The sequence below is a fragment of the Paenibacillus ginsengarvi genome (genome assembly GCF_003626695.1).
In the GTDB taxonomy this organism is placed as follows: domain Bacteria; phylum Bacillota; class Bacilli; order Paenibacillales; family NBRC-103111; genus Paenibacillus_AB; species Paenibacillus_AB ginsengarvi.
Genome location: NZ_RBAH01000014.1, coordinates 94803 through 110330 on the forward strand (window position 1 = coordinate 94803; position 15528 = coordinate 110330).

At 57.0% G+C, this 15528-nt stretch carries 16 protein-coding genes; 3 read left to right on the plus strand and 13 right to left on the minus strand.

The genetic code is table 11. From position 1 onward, the window contains the following. Positions 1–60 precede the first annotated feature (60 nt). Positions 61–312 carry a hypothetical protein gene (locus D7M11_RS19355; protein WP_120748897.1) on the plus strand — a complete coding sequence of 84 codons (252 nt, stop codon included), beginning with the start codon at positions 61–63 and terminating at the stop codon, positions 310–312. A gap of 15 nt (positions 313–327) precedes the next feature. Here D7M11_RS19355 and D7M11_RS19360 read toward each other — a convergent pair whose 3' ends face one another. The 5 genes from D7M11_RS19360 to D7M11_RS19380 are packed head-to-tail and all read right to left on the minus strand — an operon-like array spanning position 328 to position 4395. After that, entirely contained in the window at positions 328–1470 is a 1143-nt protein-coding gene (locus D7M11_RS19360; RefSeq protein WP_120748898.1) for an ABC transporter permease, read from the minus strand. A gap of 35 nt (positions 1471–1505) precedes the next feature. Further along, positions 1506–2471: an ABC transporter ATP-binding protein gene (locus tag D7M11_RS19365; RefSeq protein ID WP_240041221.1), complete on the minus strand. Its 966-nt coding sequence runs from the start codon at positions 2469–2471 to the stop codon at positions 1506–1508. Positions 2472–2504: 33 nt separating this feature from the next. Then, the gene (locus tag D7M11_RS19370) at positions 2505–3284 is read right to left on the minus strand and encodes an ABC transporter permease subunit (protein WP_120748899.1); all 780 of its coding nucleotides are present in this window, start codon (positions 3282–3284) and stop codon (positions 2505–2507) included. Beyond that, entirely contained in the window at positions 3281–3994 is a 714-nt protein-coding gene (locus D7M11_RS19375) for an ATP-binding cassette domain-containing protein (protein WP_120748900.1), read from the minus strand. Before D7M11_RS19375 ends, D7M11_RS19370 begins: the two co-directional genes overlap by 4 nt. Beyond that, complete coding sequence (locus tag D7M11_RS19380) at positions 3991–4395, minus strand: GntR family transcriptional regulator (protein WP_120748901.1); 405 nt, start codon at positions 4393–4395, stop codon at positions 3991–3993. Before D7M11_RS19380 ends, D7M11_RS19375 begins: the two co-directional genes overlap by 4 nt. A 217-nt stretch (positions 4396–4612) precedes the next feature. Between D7M11_RS19380 and D7M11_RS19385 the strand changes: the two genes are divergently transcribed. Further along, on the plus strand, positions 4613–5323 hold the full coding sequence (locus D7M11_RS19385) for a queuosine precursor transporter (RefSeq protein WP_120748902.1): 711 nt from the start codon (positions 4613–4615) through the stop codon (positions 5321–5323). A gap of 78 nt (positions 5324–5401) precedes the next feature. Here the strand turns inward: D7M11_RS19385 and D7M11_RS19390 are convergent, their stop codons facing one another. The 6 genes from D7M11_RS19390 to D7M11_RS19415 all read right to left on the minus strand — a co-directional run bounded on the left by D7M11_RS19390 (position 5402) and on the right by D7M11_RS19415 (position 12381). Next, a complete protein-coding gene (locus D7M11_RS19390) occupies positions 5402–6514 on the minus strand; it encodes a response regulator (RefSeq protein ID WP_120748903.1) in 1113 nt (370 codons plus the stop codon). A gap of 26 nt (positions 6515–6540) precedes the next feature. Beyond that, positions 6541–9612 carry a hybrid sensor histidine kinase/response regulator gene (locus tag D7M11_RS19395; protein ID WP_240041210.1) on the minus strand — a complete coding sequence of 1024 codons (3072 nt, stop codon included), beginning with the start codon at positions 9610–9612 and terminating at the stop codon, positions 6541–6543. 169 nt (positions 9613–9781) lie between these two features. Continuing rightward, positions 9782–10477: a class I SAM-dependent methyltransferase gene (locus D7M11_RS19400; protein WP_120748905.1), complete on the minus strand. Its 696-nt coding sequence runs from the start codon at positions 10475–10477 to the stop codon at positions 9782–9784. Between the two features lie 146 nt (positions 10478–10623). After that, positions 10624–11646 carry a MerR family transcriptional regulator gene (locus D7M11_RS19405; protein ID WP_120748906.1) on the minus strand — a complete coding sequence of 341 codons (1023 nt, stop codon included), beginning with the start codon at positions 11644–11646 and terminating at the stop codon, positions 10624–10626. Between the two features lie 68 nt (positions 11647–11714). After that, entirely contained in the window at positions 11715–11861 is a 147-nt protein-coding gene (gene sda / locus D7M11_RS19410) for a sporulation histidine kinase inhibitor Sda (RefSeq protein ID WP_120748907.1), read from the minus strand. Between the two features lie 337 nt (positions 11862–12198). Beyond that, a complete protein-coding gene (locus tag D7M11_RS19415; protein ID WP_120748908.1) occupies positions 12199–12381 on the minus strand; it encodes a hypothetical protein in 183 nt (60 codons plus the stop codon). 114 nt (positions 12382–12495) lie between these two features. Between D7M11_RS19415 and D7M11_RS19420 the strand changes: the two genes are divergently transcribed. Beyond that, positions 12496–13437 carry a dienelactone hydrolase family protein gene (locus tag D7M11_RS19420; protein ID WP_120748909.1) on the plus strand — a complete coding sequence of 314 codons (942 nt, stop codon included), beginning with the start codon at positions 12496–12498 and terminating at the stop codon, positions 13435–13437. Positions 13438–13524: 87 nt separating this feature from the next. Here D7M11_RS19420 and D7M11_RS19425 read toward each other — a convergent pair whose 3' ends face one another. Both D7M11_RS19425 and D7M11_RS19430 read right to left on the minus strand, forming a co-directional pair. Next, a complete protein-coding gene (locus tag D7M11_RS19425) occupies positions 13525–14862 on the minus strand; it encodes a DUF4179 domain-containing protein (protein WP_120748910.1) in 1338 nt (445 codons plus the stop codon). Beyond that, entirely contained in the window at positions 14859–15389 is a 531-nt protein-coding gene (locus D7M11_RS19430; protein ID WP_120748911.1) for a sigma-70 family RNA polymerase sigma factor, read from the minus strand. Before D7M11_RS19430 ends, D7M11_RS19425 begins: the two co-directional genes overlap by 4 nt. Between the last annotated feature and the right edge of the window lie 139 nt (positions 15390–15528).

Consider the following 15528-nt stretch of genomic DNA (forward strand, 5'->3'; position numbering starts at 1 on the left):
CTCGAACCGCAGGGAACGCTAACCGTAAAATTATCTTGAGGAGAGGAGCCCGTACGTGCAATGTCCTACATATGCACCTATTGCAACGGCATGAGTGCGCTTGACCGAAGCTGTCCGAAGTGTGGCGGACGGATGAGCGACGGCGGACGGCTGGAGGACTACACCGGGCCTTATGCCCCGTACGGGCCGATCGAAGCCGGTACGCTGACGAACGGTTATTCGGACTGGGCCGGTCACTCGTGCATCCACCAAGCCTACTGCTCCCGCTGCGGCTATACGGACATGCTGCCGCTTGACGAAATTCGCGCATAACGCCGATCCGCCCGTTCAGCTCGCCGCCGATCGCATGAAGCCGGGCAAACGGAAGAACGCTACGGCAAGGCCGGCAAGGCCGAATGCGAGCAGAACGAGAACGGCTCCGAGCACATCGGCGGTATGGGCGTGATGGGCGATGACGTCGACGAGCGAATGCTGCGCCCAATACTGCGGCGTGAAATGACCGATCGTTTGCACGATCTGGGGCATCAGGTACGACGGCACCCACAAGCCGCCGAGCATCGCTCCGCCCATCGAGATAAGCTGCGTGATTACCATGGCAGCCCCTTCGCCCGGGACGATGAACGACAGCCCGAGGCCGATCCCGGTTCCGGCTATGCTGAGAGCGAGTACGATGAGCGAGAGCGCCGACAGATCGCCAAGGCTCAGATTGTAGACGAAATGGCCGAACGTAAACAGGATGGCGCACTGCGCGATAACCGTCAGCGCGAACGGGACCCACATGCCGACCAGATAGGCCAGCGGTTTAATGTTCGTGCTGCGGATACGCGACAGCAGTCCGGTCTTCTTCTCGTCGAAAAACCGGCGCGACATCGTGATCATGATGAAGAAAACGAACATGACGGTCATACCCGGCACAACCTGGGAAATATAGTCGAAGTGGTCCGAAGACGTCGATACGTTCTCGACGCGAATCGGCGAGGCAAGCGTTTGTTCCGCCTGAGTTTTCGTTTGGCCGATGCCGATCAGCGTGCTTTCCAGCTTTTTCTCGCGGTATTGATTCGAGATGCTGCCTAGAATCGCGCTGATCGGAGCGAGCTGCGCCCCGGCCGCCGGATCTTGATACAGCTTCACATCGGCGGGCTTGCCTTGTTTCATTGCCGTTTCGAACCCGGACGGAATGACGAGCACAGCGGCGAGCTGGCCCCGCTTAATTTTATCGATCTGGCTGTCCAGCTCGACTGCCGGGGACTCTTTGACAGTTAGTATCGTTCCCGCCTGCTTCAGGAAAACTCCCGAAGCTTCCGTTCCGTCCTGATCGACCACTTGCAGCGTTATGCTATCGGAATTGCCCGTATTGCCGAATACGGAGCCGAACATGACGATGAACAAAATCGGCATGAGCAGCAGGAAAAAAAAGCTGCGCTTGTCTTTTCGGATCAGCTTGAGTTCCTTTACGATAATCGCCATCATAGGGTGTACTCCTCCTTGTAATCGTACTGATTCGTCTAATCCCGCAAGGCGGTACCCGTAACGGTCAAAAAGACGTTTTCCAGCGACGGCCGTACCACTTCAAGCTGCTTGACGTCCCAGCGGTGAAGCGAGGCCGCTTGCAGCAATTGCTGCATCACTTCGCCGACCTTTGCTGTTTCGAGCACCCAGCCCGAGCCCTCCTTCGACACTTTGCCGACACCCGGCAAACGAGGCAGCTCGGTCAAGCCTGCAACTTCCACATAAATCGCCTTGCGCCCATACGTCTCCAGCAGCTCGCCCAGAGGCCCCATCGCCTTGACTGACCCCTGGTCCATGATGGCAACCTGATCGCAGAGCACTTCGACCTCCTCCATGTAGTGGGTCGAATAAATGATCGTGACGCCGTCGTCGTTCAGCTCGCGGATCATCTCGAATATATGATTTCTCGACTGCGGATCGATGCCAACGGTCGGTTCGTCCAGAATAAGCAGCTTCGGACGATGCAGCAGCGCCGCGGCGATATTGATTCTGCGCTTCATGCCGCCGGAGAACGTTTCGACCGCATCATTCGCCCGGTCGGTCAGACCGGTTTTCTCCAGTACTTCGCGGATGCGATGCTTCAGGTCGATGCCCCGGACGCCATACGCTTCGCCGAAAAAGACGAGATTATCGTAGGCGCTCAGCTTTTCATACAGCGTAATATCCTGAGGTACGTACCCCACAAAACGGGCTACCGCATCAGTATCGTTCGTAATATCTTGTCCGAACAGCTTCACATGACCGCTGTCGGCCTTGACGATGCCGGTCAATATTTTCATCGTCGTCGACTTGCCCGCCCCGTTTGGCCCGAGAAAGCCGAATGAGGTGCCCGCCTTCAGCGAAAACGTAACGTCCTTCAGCGCTTGCTTTTTGCCGTACAGCTTGCGCAGTCCCGCTACTTCGAGTACCGTTTCTTCCTTGCCGGACATGTCAAGCGGCCGTTTCAATTCCAACGTTTCCATCACACTACCCCTTCCCGTTAAGAAAATGATTGGTTATATGCGCAGCTTCCGTTCCATTAAATAAGCGCACAAGCGGACGATCGCAGCGGCGATCAGCCAGCAGACTATCATGACGGCCGCCATGTTCCATGGGTGGGTGTACAGAAGGCCCATGCTGCCGCTCCAATCGTCATACCACTCCTTCACCCCGACCAGCGTAGGCAGATACGAGAACATACTTCCTCCGCCTACCATGAAAACCACCCAGATAATCGGAGACAGCGGGCTTATGGCCGTATATTTCGCAGTAGCGGTAAACGCCCCGCAGGCGATCAGAAGAGGCGTGATACCGAAAACGATGCCGAACCAGCTGAAACCGGCCACCATGAACGTGCGCACATCTGCAAACGTATAGTGTTCGAGCACAATCGCTATGATGGATGCGTACAAGCCGGCAAACACAAGCACGCACGCCCAGATGACCAGCGCCCGCAGCAAGCCGGCCAGCCATTTGGCTCCAAGCAGCCACGTCCGCGGATAAGGCAGCGTCAGCCACCAGCCGTACGTATCGTTATCCCATTCCTGCCGCACCGAGCCGAAGCCAAGGAAAAAGGCCACATACGGCAAGCCGAACGAAGCGAACCAGATCGACTCCAGACGCAGTGTGTTATTGATGGCGTAATAAGTCGCGAAGGCAATACCGGCAGCCAGCACGAGGGCGCAGTAAACGATACGCCACCATTTGGAAACCGGGGAACGGCCCATTTTCCGCCAATTTCCTTTTCCCTTGAATTCATGTCGCACGAGCGACCAAAACGTCGCGGATGATGTCACCGTGTCCACTCCTTCTTGTACATCGTTCGGAATACGTTGTGCAGCGAACCGTACTCCGCCCTAAGCTGCTCCGTATCCCCAGACCACAGGGCCCGCCCCTGCTTCATCATAACCGTATAGTCGAACAAACCTTCGACCTCTTGAATATCGTGGGTGCTGATCAGCAGCGTCTGAGCGCTATTCTCCATATAGTCGATAATGCCGGAGACGATCGCCTCGCGGGAGATGACATCGATGCCCGCGAACGGTTCGTCCAAAATGACGAGCGGCACATCGCGCGCCATGCACAAAATGAGCATAACCCGCGCTTCCTGGCCCCGGCTCATGCCGGCAACCTTCATCTCCGGATCGATATCCATCCATTCCGCGAACCGGATCGCTTCTTCCTTACAGAAGCCGGGCAGGAACGATTGCCCCCATTCGAAAGCCGTCTGCACCGTCTGGTTCGGATACCAGCGGGCGCGGTCGGGCATGTAGGCGATGCCGCCGTTCGTTTTCCAGCCCGGCTCGCCGCCGAGCACCTCGATCCGGCCTTCCTCCGGCGTAACGAGCCCGGTAATGGCGCGGAACAGGCTCGACTTGCCGCAGCCGTTCGGACCGAGGATGCCGACGATCCGGCCGGACGGGATCACGACGTCGAATTGGTCGAGAGCGTTTTTCTTGCCGTAACGCTTCGTGAGTTTCTCGCATACGACTGCCGGTTGCGTCATGACTGGCTCCCTCCTTCTTTGTCGGTCTTGCCCTGCACATATTGTTCGATATCGTTCCATGACAAGCCGAGGCTTTCCATCTGCGTCAGAAACGCTTCGATATACCGGGAAGCCAGCTCCGTACGAAACGTTTGCACCCGCTCCGGCGACGAAGTGACGTAAGTGCCTTGACCTCGCCTCTTCTCCGTCAGTCCGTCGCGTTCCAGCTCCTGATATGCCCGCATAACCGTATTCGGATTCATCCGCAGCTCCTGCGCAAGTTCCCGCACCGATGGCATTTTGTCCCCCAAACCGATCTCCCCTTTCGCAATAGAACTTCGCACCTGATCTAGTATTTGCTCGTATAGCGGTTGGCTGAAATCGATCTGGAACCGGAGCGAGCCAACCTGCTGCCCTGTCATAGGCGTCCCTCCCGTTTGGCGCTCAGGAGCGCCTGTTACTGTTTCGAATGATCTAAGTGTATTATATCACTTAATACACTTAATGCAAGTGATTTTAGTTTAGTCGCAAATACGTGCGCCGTTTCCGAGAATCTGGTATGATGTCTCAGTCGGGTTTCTCGGATCCGGCCGCGGTTCGAAACCATCCCGCGCTACCAAAACTATGGAGGCTTACAGCATGTTTAACTTCATTTGGGGTATTGGATTTGTAGTTGTAAATTTCGCCTTGTTCCTGCTCTGCTACCGGCTGTTCGGCAAAAAGGGGCTGTTCGCGTGGATCGCCTTCGCTACCGTGCTCGCCAACATTCAGGTGACGAAAACGATCGAGCTGCTCGGTATCGTCATGACGCTCGGCAACACGATTTATACGTCCATCTACATGGCTACCGATCTGCTTAACGAAAAGTACGGGGCCAAGGCGGCGAAGCAGGCGGTCTGGGTCGGCTTTTTCAGCTTATTGGCGGCGACGGTCATGATGCAGATGGCGCTTGTATTCGAGCCGCAAGGCGACGAGCTTGCCCAAGGCACTCAGCAGGCGATGGAAACGATATTCGGGCTTATGCCCCGTCTCGCGGCAGGCAGCTTGTGCGCCTACTTCATCAGCCAATTTTTGGACGTGCGCGTTTACAGCTATTTGCGGACGAAATTTTCGTCGTACGGCCAGTTTTGGATTCGGACGAACGGCAGCACGGCGCTGAGCCAGCTGGTCGATTCGCTCGTTTTCTGCACGATCGCTTTTGCCGGCCTGTTCCCGCTTACGGTGTGGCTGCAAATCTTGTTTACTACGTACGTGTTCAAATTCGTCATTACGGCCGCCTCGACGCCGGTTATGTACATCGCCCGCAGCTTTAAGCCCGACGAGGACGATGCGGCGCGGCCGGGCGCGTAAGACGACACAAAAAAGCAGGGAGATCCGTTCTCCCTGCTTTCTGCTTTCACCATCAATTCCCGATTCCCTTCGCGCCCGTCAGCCTAACCAGGAAGCTACCCGCTCTTTAATCGGCTCTGGCGGCTCCAGTCCAAGCTCCCGCCGATACGAAGCCGCGAACTTTTTATAATGCCTGATGCCCTTCTCCTTCTCCCCGGTGCTCGCGTACAGGTCGATCAGCATCCCGTTCATCTCCTCGTCGAGCGGGTACAGGGACAAATACGCCCCTAACCGCTGCTCGGCCTTGTTCCATTCGCCTTTTGCCATTTCCCGGGACAGAAGCAGGCGCATAAGAAACGTATACTGCTTCCCGTAGGCTTCCTCCAGCGGCACTTTCCACAAATACGGCTTTCCGTTCAGCAGCGGCCCCTTGTACAAAGCGATCAGCCGCTCGCCCAGCTCCGTATCCGGCTGCCCTTCGGCAAAAGCGACCGGATGCTTCTCATAACTCAGCACGTCGTAATCCGTATGGCCCGTATCCAGCATGTAGCCCTCGCTCGACTTGTGGATATCCATGCCGATTCCGTGCTCTTTCAGCATCTTTTTCAGCCGGTAGATCGTATTGTGCAGATTATGCGATATTCGCTCTTCCGTCATATCCGGCCACAGCAGATCGGCCAGCTGCCATTTGCTAATATCCCGCCTCGGATGGCATAGCAAATAGGCGAACAGCTCCTCCGTTTTGCGCGTCGGAAAACGGATCAGCGTCCCTTCCGGGCTTCGAACCTCGAAACCGCCGAAGCATTGGATTTTCGCCCGCTCCGCATTCGGCCCGCCGGAGCCGGACGAGCGATAAGGTTTGGCGAGACGCTCCGCCACCCGCTCGATCGCGGCCGGGGTGACCGGCTTCAAAATGTAATCGAGCGCATACACATCAAACGCCTCGACCGCATAATGCTTGTAGGCGGTCGTAAAGACGATTTTCGTATGCTCCGAGATCGCTATTATTTTTTGCGCCAGCTCGAGTCCGTTCAGCTTCGGCATCTCCACATCCAGAAAGGCGACATCCGGTCTCAGCTCGGACAGCCGCTCCAGCGCCTCCAGCGGATTCGTGTACGCCCCGGCTATGGCGAAATTCGCATTCCGGCCGATAATCACCTTCATCAATTCCAGAATCGGCTTTTCATCCTCGACAATAATGGCCTGGAACATAGCCAGCCTCTCCTTCCCGCTCCCCTTTAACCCGCCGGCAAATACATCGTGACGATCGTGCCGCGTCCCAGCTCGGAGCTGACGCTCAGAGCCGCCCCCGGTATCGTTTCCAGACGTTTGCGGATATTGGAAATGCCGATGCCGCCGCCGTTTTGCCGCTCGCCCGTCGTTAACCGGTACAGCAGATCGTCCGGAATACCAACGCCGTCGTCTTCGATCGTCACCTGAATGTAACGTTCCCCTTCGCGAACGGCCAGCTCGACCCGGCCCCGGCCTTCTTTCTCGAACAGCCCGTGCCGGATCGCGTTCTCGACGAACGGCTGGATGCACAAGGAAGGAATCTCGATATGGTGTACGCTTTCGTCCACCTGACATACGAAATCGAATCGTTCGCCGAAGCGGGCCTTCTCGATCTCGACATACGCCTCGACCAGCTCCAGCTCCCGGTATAAGGGCACGAATAGCGTGGAGCGGTCCATCTCGAGAATGTAACGCAAATATTGACTGAGCATGGCGAGCAAATAAGCCGCCTTCTCGCCGTCCGTATAACAGAAGGAGATGACGCTGCTCAGCGCGTTGTACAAAAAATGCGGCTTGATCTGCGCCTGATGAAACGCGTGCTCGCTGCGGATCGCTTCCCGAATCGACGTTTTCATCGCCAGCAGCGTCTGGATTCGGGCGATCAGCGTCTCTCCGTCGAACGGCTTGGTCACATAATCGTTCGCCCCGGCTCTGAAACCAAGCGCAACGTCCTGGGAAGCCTCCTTCGCCGTCGCCAGCAGGATCGGCAGGTCGAGAATGGAGTAGTGGCTGCGCAGCGATCGGCACAGCTCGATGCCGGATGTTCTCGGCATCATCACGTCAAGAATGACGAGATCGACATTCGGATGCTGCTTCAGCTTCCCCATCGCCTCGTGAGCCGAGAAGGCGACAAGCACATTGTACGGATGCCGCTTCAGCATGTTTAACAAGCTGTGGATATTCGACGCTTCGTCATCGACGATCAGAATCGTATCCCCCTGCTTGTCGACGATATCCTCCAACGCATCCTCGAAAACAGCTCCCTGCCGCTCCTCGGCCGCGGAAGCCGTCTCGCGGTAAACCGGTATCCGGTCGACGGCCGGCAGCGAGAACATCATGCTCGTCCCCTTCCCAGGCTCGGACCAGGCTACCCGGATGTTTCCTCCCATCCGTTCAACCAGCTTGCGGCTGATGTACAGGCCGACTCCCATGCCGGTGTACCCGTCCTGCGGAAGCGGGCCGTCTGTTGGCTCGAAATATTCGAAGATCGACTCGCGCCTGTCTCCCGGGATTCCGGTACCCGTATCTTCGACAACGATGTAGACGATTTGCCCTTCGGCGCCCGCCATCACTTTGATCGTTCCCTGATCCGTATGCTTGATCGCATTGTGAAGGAGATTGTACAGCACCTGGCGCAGCCGGTTTTCATCGGCGAGCACCCATACATCGGATTGTACCTGGTTAACGAGCCGGACCGGCTTGCCCGCAAGCTCGAATTGCAGCACGTCGCATACGATTTGCGCCGCCACCCTCACATCGACGACCGCTTGCGTCAGACGCAGATCGCCGCGCTTCAGGCGGGTGACATCGATGAGATCGCGGATCAGCATCGACAGCTTCGTCGCCGTGTCCTTGACCAGCCACAGATTTTGCTTTTGCTTCGCGGTCAGATTGCCGTCCTCGTCCTCAAGCAAATGCGAGGTCATATTCATAATGCCGTGCAGCGGCGTTTTGATTTCGTGGGACGTGTTCGTCAAAAACTCATCCTTGAGCTGGTTCGAAACCGTCAGCTGGTGCGTCAGCTTCTCCGCGTGCTCGTAAGCGTTCGAGAACCGGACCGCAAGCAAAATATTCATGAAAATGATGAAGCTGATCACCCCGATCTTCCCTACCAGATCGGTCGGCACGATGTTTTCCGCATACAGGCTTCCGTCCACAAGAAACACGAGGAGCGACACGATGCCGCCGATAAACAGCAGTTGCTCCCTGCGCTTAGACGTTTGCCCCCGGCTTTTGGCATACAAATACAGCATCTTGCCGATCATGTAGACGATCGCAACGCCAAGGTACAGAAAAAACAAATATTTGACGCTGATGTGTATCCGGTACGGCATCGTCAGAACGGCGGCGATGTACAGGATCAGCGGGGCCAGCACCCGCTTCATCGTCCGGACCGACATCAGCCTTGCGTCGACGGAGCAGAAAAATATAATAATCAGCACCGCGCTGGAAAATTCGCTAATATCAAGCAGCTTGTAGGCGAGCTCGAACGGGAGATCCGGCAGCATCCGCTGCAAAATTTTCTCGCCGTAAAGCGATTTTTGCACAATAAGGATCAGCAGATAAAGTCCGCTGAGGACGTACGTTTTCTCCCGCCTGCCGATCCAATACAGGCAAAGATGGTAGGAGCCGAACATGCCGAGAACGAGAATCATCGCAATATCGGTACCGAGCTGAATCGCGTTCATCCTCGTCATATCCGAATGTTGTCCGAACGGGATCGAATTGACGATGCCTCCCGTCACGAATACGTGGTTGGCTACCTGGATCACGATATCGATCTCGCGGGTATTCGTATGAAAAAAAGTGATGTACGGCGTATTCCCCGCACGAAACGTCTCCGCGATCGAAGTCGGCCGCCCGCTTTCGCCTTCCGGCTTGCCGTTTATATATAGCCGGTTCGCCATGCGCACGCTTCTCATTTTCAGACCGAACACTTCGTCCGCAGCCGGAACGATGATCTTCAGCCGGTACGTGCCGAAGCCCTTACGGTCCATGCCGCCTCCGGCGATCTTGCCTTTCCAGGTGCCCGGCACCTGAAAGTATGCCGCTTCGCGGCGCATATCTTGGTTAAAATCGGCGGGCTCCAGCAGCTTGCCTTCGTAAAATTCCCACTCCCCGTCCAGCTTCACGAGTCCCTCACGATCAAAATCCCATCCCGACAAATCGAGCACGCCCTTATGGGCAACCGGGCCGTTATTCGGTATCGACTCCGAATAAATCCCATAAAACAGCGCAATGGATATTGCAAAAATCAAGCCGATCCCGATCAGCCTGCGGTAGTGCTCCTTGTTCACACATGCTCCCCTTCCTATGAATCCCGGCGTCTCATCCTTCTACTATAGCATCTTCCCCTCTCAAAAAACTCACAAAAGATTAGCCAAGACCAAGCAAAAAAACCTCCAATCATTGGAGGTGAAAGGCCCGGTCCGGGCAACCGCGTTACCGCATGTCACCGGACCAGCGTTATACGTGCAGCCACCAGATTCCGGCGCATTCGGGCAGCCGCGACCAGCCGTTCGTTCGGACGCGCTCCGCCAGCTCCTCTCCGAAGAAAAAGCCGGCCAGCTCTGCCGCCTGCTCCACGCTGTCAAACTCGTAATCGGTCCGAATCCACGTATGCGAGAACCGGTATTCGTCCGTAAGCCGCGCATAATACGGCAGCAAAAAGCCGGGCGGGTTCGGCACTTCCGTGCCCGTACCCATCGTTTCGAAAATGACGATCGTTCCGCCCGGCCGCAGCACCCGCTTCATCTCGGCGATCATGAGGCCGAGGTTGCGCTTCGCGTCCCGAACGCCGCTGTTCGCCAAATAGCAGAGCGTCCAGCCGGCGACGATCATGTCCGCGCTCCGACCCGCGAGCGGCAAGTTGCGATGATCGGCTACCGCGGTACGCCAGTTAGCCAGGCCGTCGCCGGCGGCAGTCCTCAGCCGCTCGGCCAGCACGTCCAGCATCGCCGGCGACGAGTCGAGGGCGACGACCGATCTCGCCCTTTGCACCATAAGCGCCGCCAGCCTCCCTGTCCCCGCTCCGAGATCGACGACATCGAGGCCGTCATACGGACGGATCGCATCGAGATGAAGCTCCAGAGACTGCTGTCTCGAGATGAGTTGTTCGTAAGTCTCGGCATGTTCCTTGTAAATTCGTTCATGGTTTGGCATAGGTTAGCCTCCTTCGCTTAGGCGGTTTTCCGACATCAAATACCGCTGAACTACAGACGGTAATGTTCGGAAGCGCCTTATTCGTCCCCATCGTAAACGGTGACGCTGCGTGAAGGTCAACCTCTATCTCTGTGATCGTTTCCGCCCTAGCGGATCGGGACTGCGTACACGACGTGCAGCAGCCCGTGAATACGCCTGATTTTGACCACATAGCCTCGCCGCTCGAAATAGCCGGACAGCTCCGCTAAAGCGGCAAGCGGCTTATGCCCGGGGAAAGCTTCCGCCAACTGCTCCCGCACGCGATCGCCGCTTGTCATCAGATCGGCGATGCAGATACGCCCTCGCGGCTTCAGCACGCGTAACATTTCCTCCAGCGCTAGCCGCAGCTGCCCTGCGGACAAATGCTGGAGGGCGAAGCTGGATACGACGAAATCGAATTTTCCGGCGGTATATGGAATCGCGAGCAGATTGCCGACCTTCGTTTCGATCTCGGGAAATTTCGCCCTGCACCGCTGAAGCATCGCAAGAGATTGATCCACTCCCGCCATCTTAGCCCCTTGACGCAGGAGCATGCCCGCCAAATTGCCGGTTCCCGTCCCCAGATCGAGCCCTTCCTCGCCCGGCGCGGCCGCTATCCACGAGACGATCAAGCCGAGCGCCTCGGCGTATGCCGTATATTCTCCCGAGCTTTCGGCCACCCGGTCGTCATGGGTTTCGGCCAGCCCGTCGTAATCCCATACGTCCTGCCACGAGCTCCGCAGCTCGCGAACGTCTCTTGCTTCCTGCGCCAGCCGAAACATCGCGTCCGTCGGCAGCGCCTGCTCGCTCGCGAGCATAGCGAGCATCCCGTCCACCGTTTCGATCATCCGCTTCAGCTCGACCCATGCCGATACCATCTCGGAACGCCTCAGCTCCAGATGGCGGGCCACCTCTCCGGCGGCTCCGCCGTCGTCCTTGCCGCCGGCCGGCAGCGCCTTTTGAATATCGTCGATGCCGAGCCCGGCCTCCCGGAGCGCGACGATCGTTTGCAGCCGCCGCACATCGTCCTCGTCGAACGTGCGGTACTGGCTGCTTCTCTCCTTCGCCGGCGCGATAAGTCCCTTTTCTTCATAGAACCGGATCGCTCTCGGCGATAGGCCCAGCCTGGCTGCCGCTTCTTTGATTCGCATACTCCCAGTGCCTCCCCGTAAACATTGACGCAGCGTCAAATGCCCTCCTTAAGAGCAAACAAAAAAGCTCAGTTGGCCTGAGCTTCATAGTATTTTATGTTTAATTTGCGTCTTTTGATTTCCGCCAGAAGCAGTGTGACAAAATCCCGGTCCAGCTTCAGATCGATCGCCTTGTAGTACGTATCGATGAGCGCCTCGTTACTGAGTGATTTCATCTGCATCACCTTACTTTGTAACTATTTTTCTATATGGTATCATGGCAATCTATGGTGGACAACCGGGCCCTTGTCCACACAATTATGTGGATATCTTGTGGGTACTATGTTGACAACTGTCAAAAGCTGTCTAAGTGTCAGGTCGAATTATGTGAATAAAGTTATACACAGCGCGGACAATCGATAACTCTATAAAAACATTTTATAGAATAAATTTACGTGTAAATTTTTGGTTATTGTTACAAGACGTGTAGGATGCTGTGGCGCAGCTTCATAAAGAGCACCCGCTGCGCTGCGTTTGCACCGACAACCTGCACAAAAAAAGGCGGGGCAGCCGTTATTCCGGCTGCTCCACCTCCCAGGCGATGCTCAGCTTACGGTCGGCCCAGCTGCGCACGACCGCTTCGGCGGCGGCGGCCACCTCTTCCTCGGTCAGCTCCGCCAGCTTGTCGTCTTCGATTTCGACGACATCCTCTTTCATTTCTTGCCCGTCAACGGACAAACAGATTTTGATTCTCAAGAATAGGATCCTCCTGTCCGGTTTCCGCATCGTTTTTCTATCACGTCCCATTATACCTGATTTTTCGCAGAAAAAGACATATGTTACAATAGAGCGTGGAGGGGGGGGAGAACGATGAATACCGATGCACTGGAGCCATTTCTGGAAGATCAGCGGGCATCCCGCAATAAGCTCTATTCGCTGCTGGGCCGACTTCCGGCGCGCAACCGGCCGATTTCGGCGGAAACGGTAAAAACGGAAGACCGGGGAACGTTTATACTCGAGAAGCTGTCGCTCGACCTGAACGGGATCGAACCGGTCCCCGCCTATTTGCTGCTCCCGAAACAGCCGAGAGGCGGACGCAAGCCGCCGCTTATCGTGTACCACCATTCGCACGGCGGGTTTTACGGAGTCGGCAAGGAAGAGCTGCTTAAGCCTGCCCCGTATATGCAGCAGCACGCATATGGGGAAGCGCTGACCGAACGAGGATATGCGGTGCTGGCGATCGACGCTTACGTATTCGGCGAACGAAGCGGTCGAAGCGAATTGTCCGTCTTCAAGGAAATGCTGTGGCAAGGCCGCTCGATGCTCGGCATGATGCTGTACGACGCGATCCGGGCCGTCGATTACGCCTGTACGCGGCCGGAGCTCGATACCGGACGGATCGGCACGGTCGGCATGTCGATGGGCAGCACGATGGCCTGGTGGCTCGGCGCTCTCGATACGCGCATCCGGGCGGTCGCGGACATTTGCTGCTTGACCGATTTTCACACGCTGATGAAGGAAGGCGGTCTCGACCGCCACGGCATTTTTTACTACATACCGGATCTGCTTACCCATTACAGCACGGCGCAAATTAACGCTCTCATCGCACCTCGGCCTCACTTAAGCGTGGCAGGCGTACACGATCCGCTCACACCCGTCTTGGGGCTGGATAAAGTCGAGCAGGAGCTGAATCAGGTGTACCGCTCCATCGGCGCCTCCGACTATTGGAAGCTGCTGCGCTACGATGTGGCGCACGAAGAAACGCCGGAGATGCGCAAGGAAGTGCTGGACTTTTTTGACCGCATGCTGTAACGGGCGGCCATGTGCAAAGGAACGGAAGTGCGGGAGCTTTCCCGCACAAACCGTTTCTTTTTGCTTGCCAGGCAGATGACCGGCGGTTTAGCGAAGCGGGATTTTGACTTCAATCGCAGGATCGGCTGCCGGCGTTGCAACCTCTCTCGCGACATAGGAAACATGCTCGCCCATCGGCGGAAAATCCATCGCGAACAAAAGCTTCCTGCGGTCGATCAATACGGGAGAACCTCTCTGCACAGCGCCGGCATCGTTCTCCAGCCAAAACTCCCATGCCTGCGCAAACGGATGCTCGCCGTGAACATAATAGTACACGGTCGTTTTGTCCTTGGCGAACTCGGTCCACGCGACGGTCACGCTGCCCGCCTTCCCCTGCGATAAAGTAACGGGGAGCTTGGCCGCATCGTGCCTCTGTACAGTAGTCCCGGCTTGACCAGAAGGAGACCCGGCATCGCCGGCATACGAGCGCAAAATCAAAAACGGCGGAATTTCCCCGAGCGGCATCAGGGTAAGCCGCTGCTTCAATTTCGCGCGATCGGGTCCGTCCGTGCCGCGGCCCGATCCCCATATTTGCAACGGCACGCCGCTGTCGTCGAGCACTTCGAATGGCCGGATCAGACCGTAATCGACCGGCCAGATCCCCCAAGTATCAAAATCGATCAGCGTTTCTTCCGAGGTCAGACTTACCTGGTTGACGATCAGCCGCCGTTCCCCGTCGACGGCTTCCGCTCCGTTGATTTCAAAGTGCCGCGCCGCGGTGGCCGTCTTTGTCACGTGAAGGCGGAACGTCCAATTGCCCTTGACCAGCTTGAGCGGCGAGCCTTCACCGCCTCCGGCTCTATCGATCATCGTATCGTACTTGATCGTCAGCCGGAACGAATCGGGAAACGGCTTTTCCGGGAGCAGGTCCATAACGCCGATGACGCTTCCGTCCAGCGTCTCGCTGCGCACGTCCAGCAGGCGGTAGTGCATCTCACTGCCGTTCACGAGCAATGTCGGACGAACGGGCAGCAGATCGCCCCCCGCCTCCAGCGAGTACCCGAACGAAAGTCTGCCTCCGTCGTACAACACTTCCCGAATCGTCAAACGAATCCCCTTATGCTCGGCGGACACGTTCACCATCGACGTCTGTCCCCGCTCGCTCGCCTGGCGGGTCGTTAAGTCCCCCGCATGCTGAAAGATCGAATTCACGAAAGGAAGGCTGCGGAAAGCCTCGGCCAAGCCGGGATGGGCCCAGCCCGCACCGCCGACTCCCGCCACGGCCAATAACGCTGCCGCTACGTAACCGATCGCGCGCCGCCTGCTTCGCTTGCGACGAAGTTCCGACAAGGTTTGTTCCGTTCGCAGGCGAATCCAGCCCGGAACTTCCGCTTTCGAGGCTTTTAATCGATCTTTGACATACGCATCGATCTGGTCGTCGTTCATAGCAGACTCTCCTTTCCATAGGCCGGATCGAGCTCGCGGGCCAGCTTCTCCCGCGCTCTCGCGAGACGGGACTTGACGGTGCCTTCCGGTTGGCCAAGCAGGGCGGCCACATCCTTCAGAGGCAGGTCCTCCACGTAATACAGCTGCACGAGGACGCGAAGCTCCTCATCCAGATGCCGTACCGCTTCGGCCAGCGCGAACGACTCCGCCAGCTCGGGATCGTAGGAGGGCTGCCCGATTTCCGCAACGGGTATGACGCGTTTGCGTAATTGTTTCATTTTCCGGCATTCGTTGATTAAAATCCGGATCAGCCACGTTTTGAAATATTTCGGCTCGTTCAGCGCCCGGATCGATTTGTACGCTTTTGCGATCGCCTCCTGCATGGCGTCCGCGCATTCGTTTTCCGTGCGCATGATCGATTTGGCGACGCGGTACATCGTCCCTTCGCACATGCATATCAGCTGCACGAAATCGTCATGGCTTCCTTTTTGCGCTCGGCGAACGTGCTTTGTCCACTGTTCCTCCACGGCCCGCCCTCGCTTTCTGTTCTTGTTACCCTACACAGATTAGATCGCATAACCTCATATTCGGTTCTCGGTTTTTCTGCGGAACGCCGAAGCGGAGGGGCGTCAAACGCACGAAAAGCCGCGCTTCTCTTGGCGGCCG

Coding starts and splice junctions, on each gene's coding strand:
- D7M11_RS19355 (WP_120748897.1), top strand. CDS start 61: ATGTCCTACATATGCACCTATTGCAACGGCATGAGTGCGCTTGACCGA.
- D7M11_RS19360 (WP_120748898.1), bottom strand. CDS start 1,470: ATGATGGCGATTATCGTAAAGGAACTCAAGCTGATCCGAAAAGACAAG.
- D7M11_RS19365 (WP_240041221.1), bottom strand. CDS start 2,471: ATGGAAACGTTGGAATTGAAACGGCCGCTTGACATGTCCGGCAAGGAA.
- D7M11_RS19375 (WP_120748900.1), bottom strand. CDS start 3,994: ATGACGCAACCGGCAGTCGTATGCGAGAAACTCACGAAGCGTTACGGC.
- D7M11_RS19380 (WP_120748901.1), bottom strand. CDS start 4,395: ATGACAGGGCAGCAGGTTGGCTCGCTCCGGTTCCAGATCGATTTCAGC.
- D7M11_RS19385 (WP_120748902.1), top strand. CDS start 4,613: ATGTTTAACTTCATTTGGGGTATTGGATTTGTAGTTGTAAATTTCGCC.
- D7M11_RS19390 (WP_120748903.1), bottom strand. CDS start 6,514: ATGTTCCAGGCCATTATTGTCGAGGATGAAAAGCCGATTCTGGAATTG.
- D7M11_RS19400 (WP_120748905.1), bottom strand. CDS start 10,477: ATGCCAAACCATGAACGAATTTACAAGGAACATGCCGAGACTTACGAA.
- D7M11_RS19405 (WP_120748906.1), bottom strand. CDS start 11,646: ATGCGAATCAAAGAAGCGGCAGCCAGGCTGGGCCTATCGCCGAGAGCG.
- sda (WP_120748907.1), bottom strand. CDS start 11,861: ATGAAATCACTCAGTAACGAGGCGCTCATCGATACGTACTACAAGGCG.
- D7M11_RS19420 (WP_120748909.1), top strand. CDS start 12,496: ATGAATACCGATGCACTGGAGCCATTTCTGGAAGATCAGCGGGCATCC.
- D7M11_RS19425 (WP_120748910.1), bottom strand. CDS start 14,862: ATGAACGACGACCAGATCGATGCGTATGTCAAAGATCGATTAAAAGCC.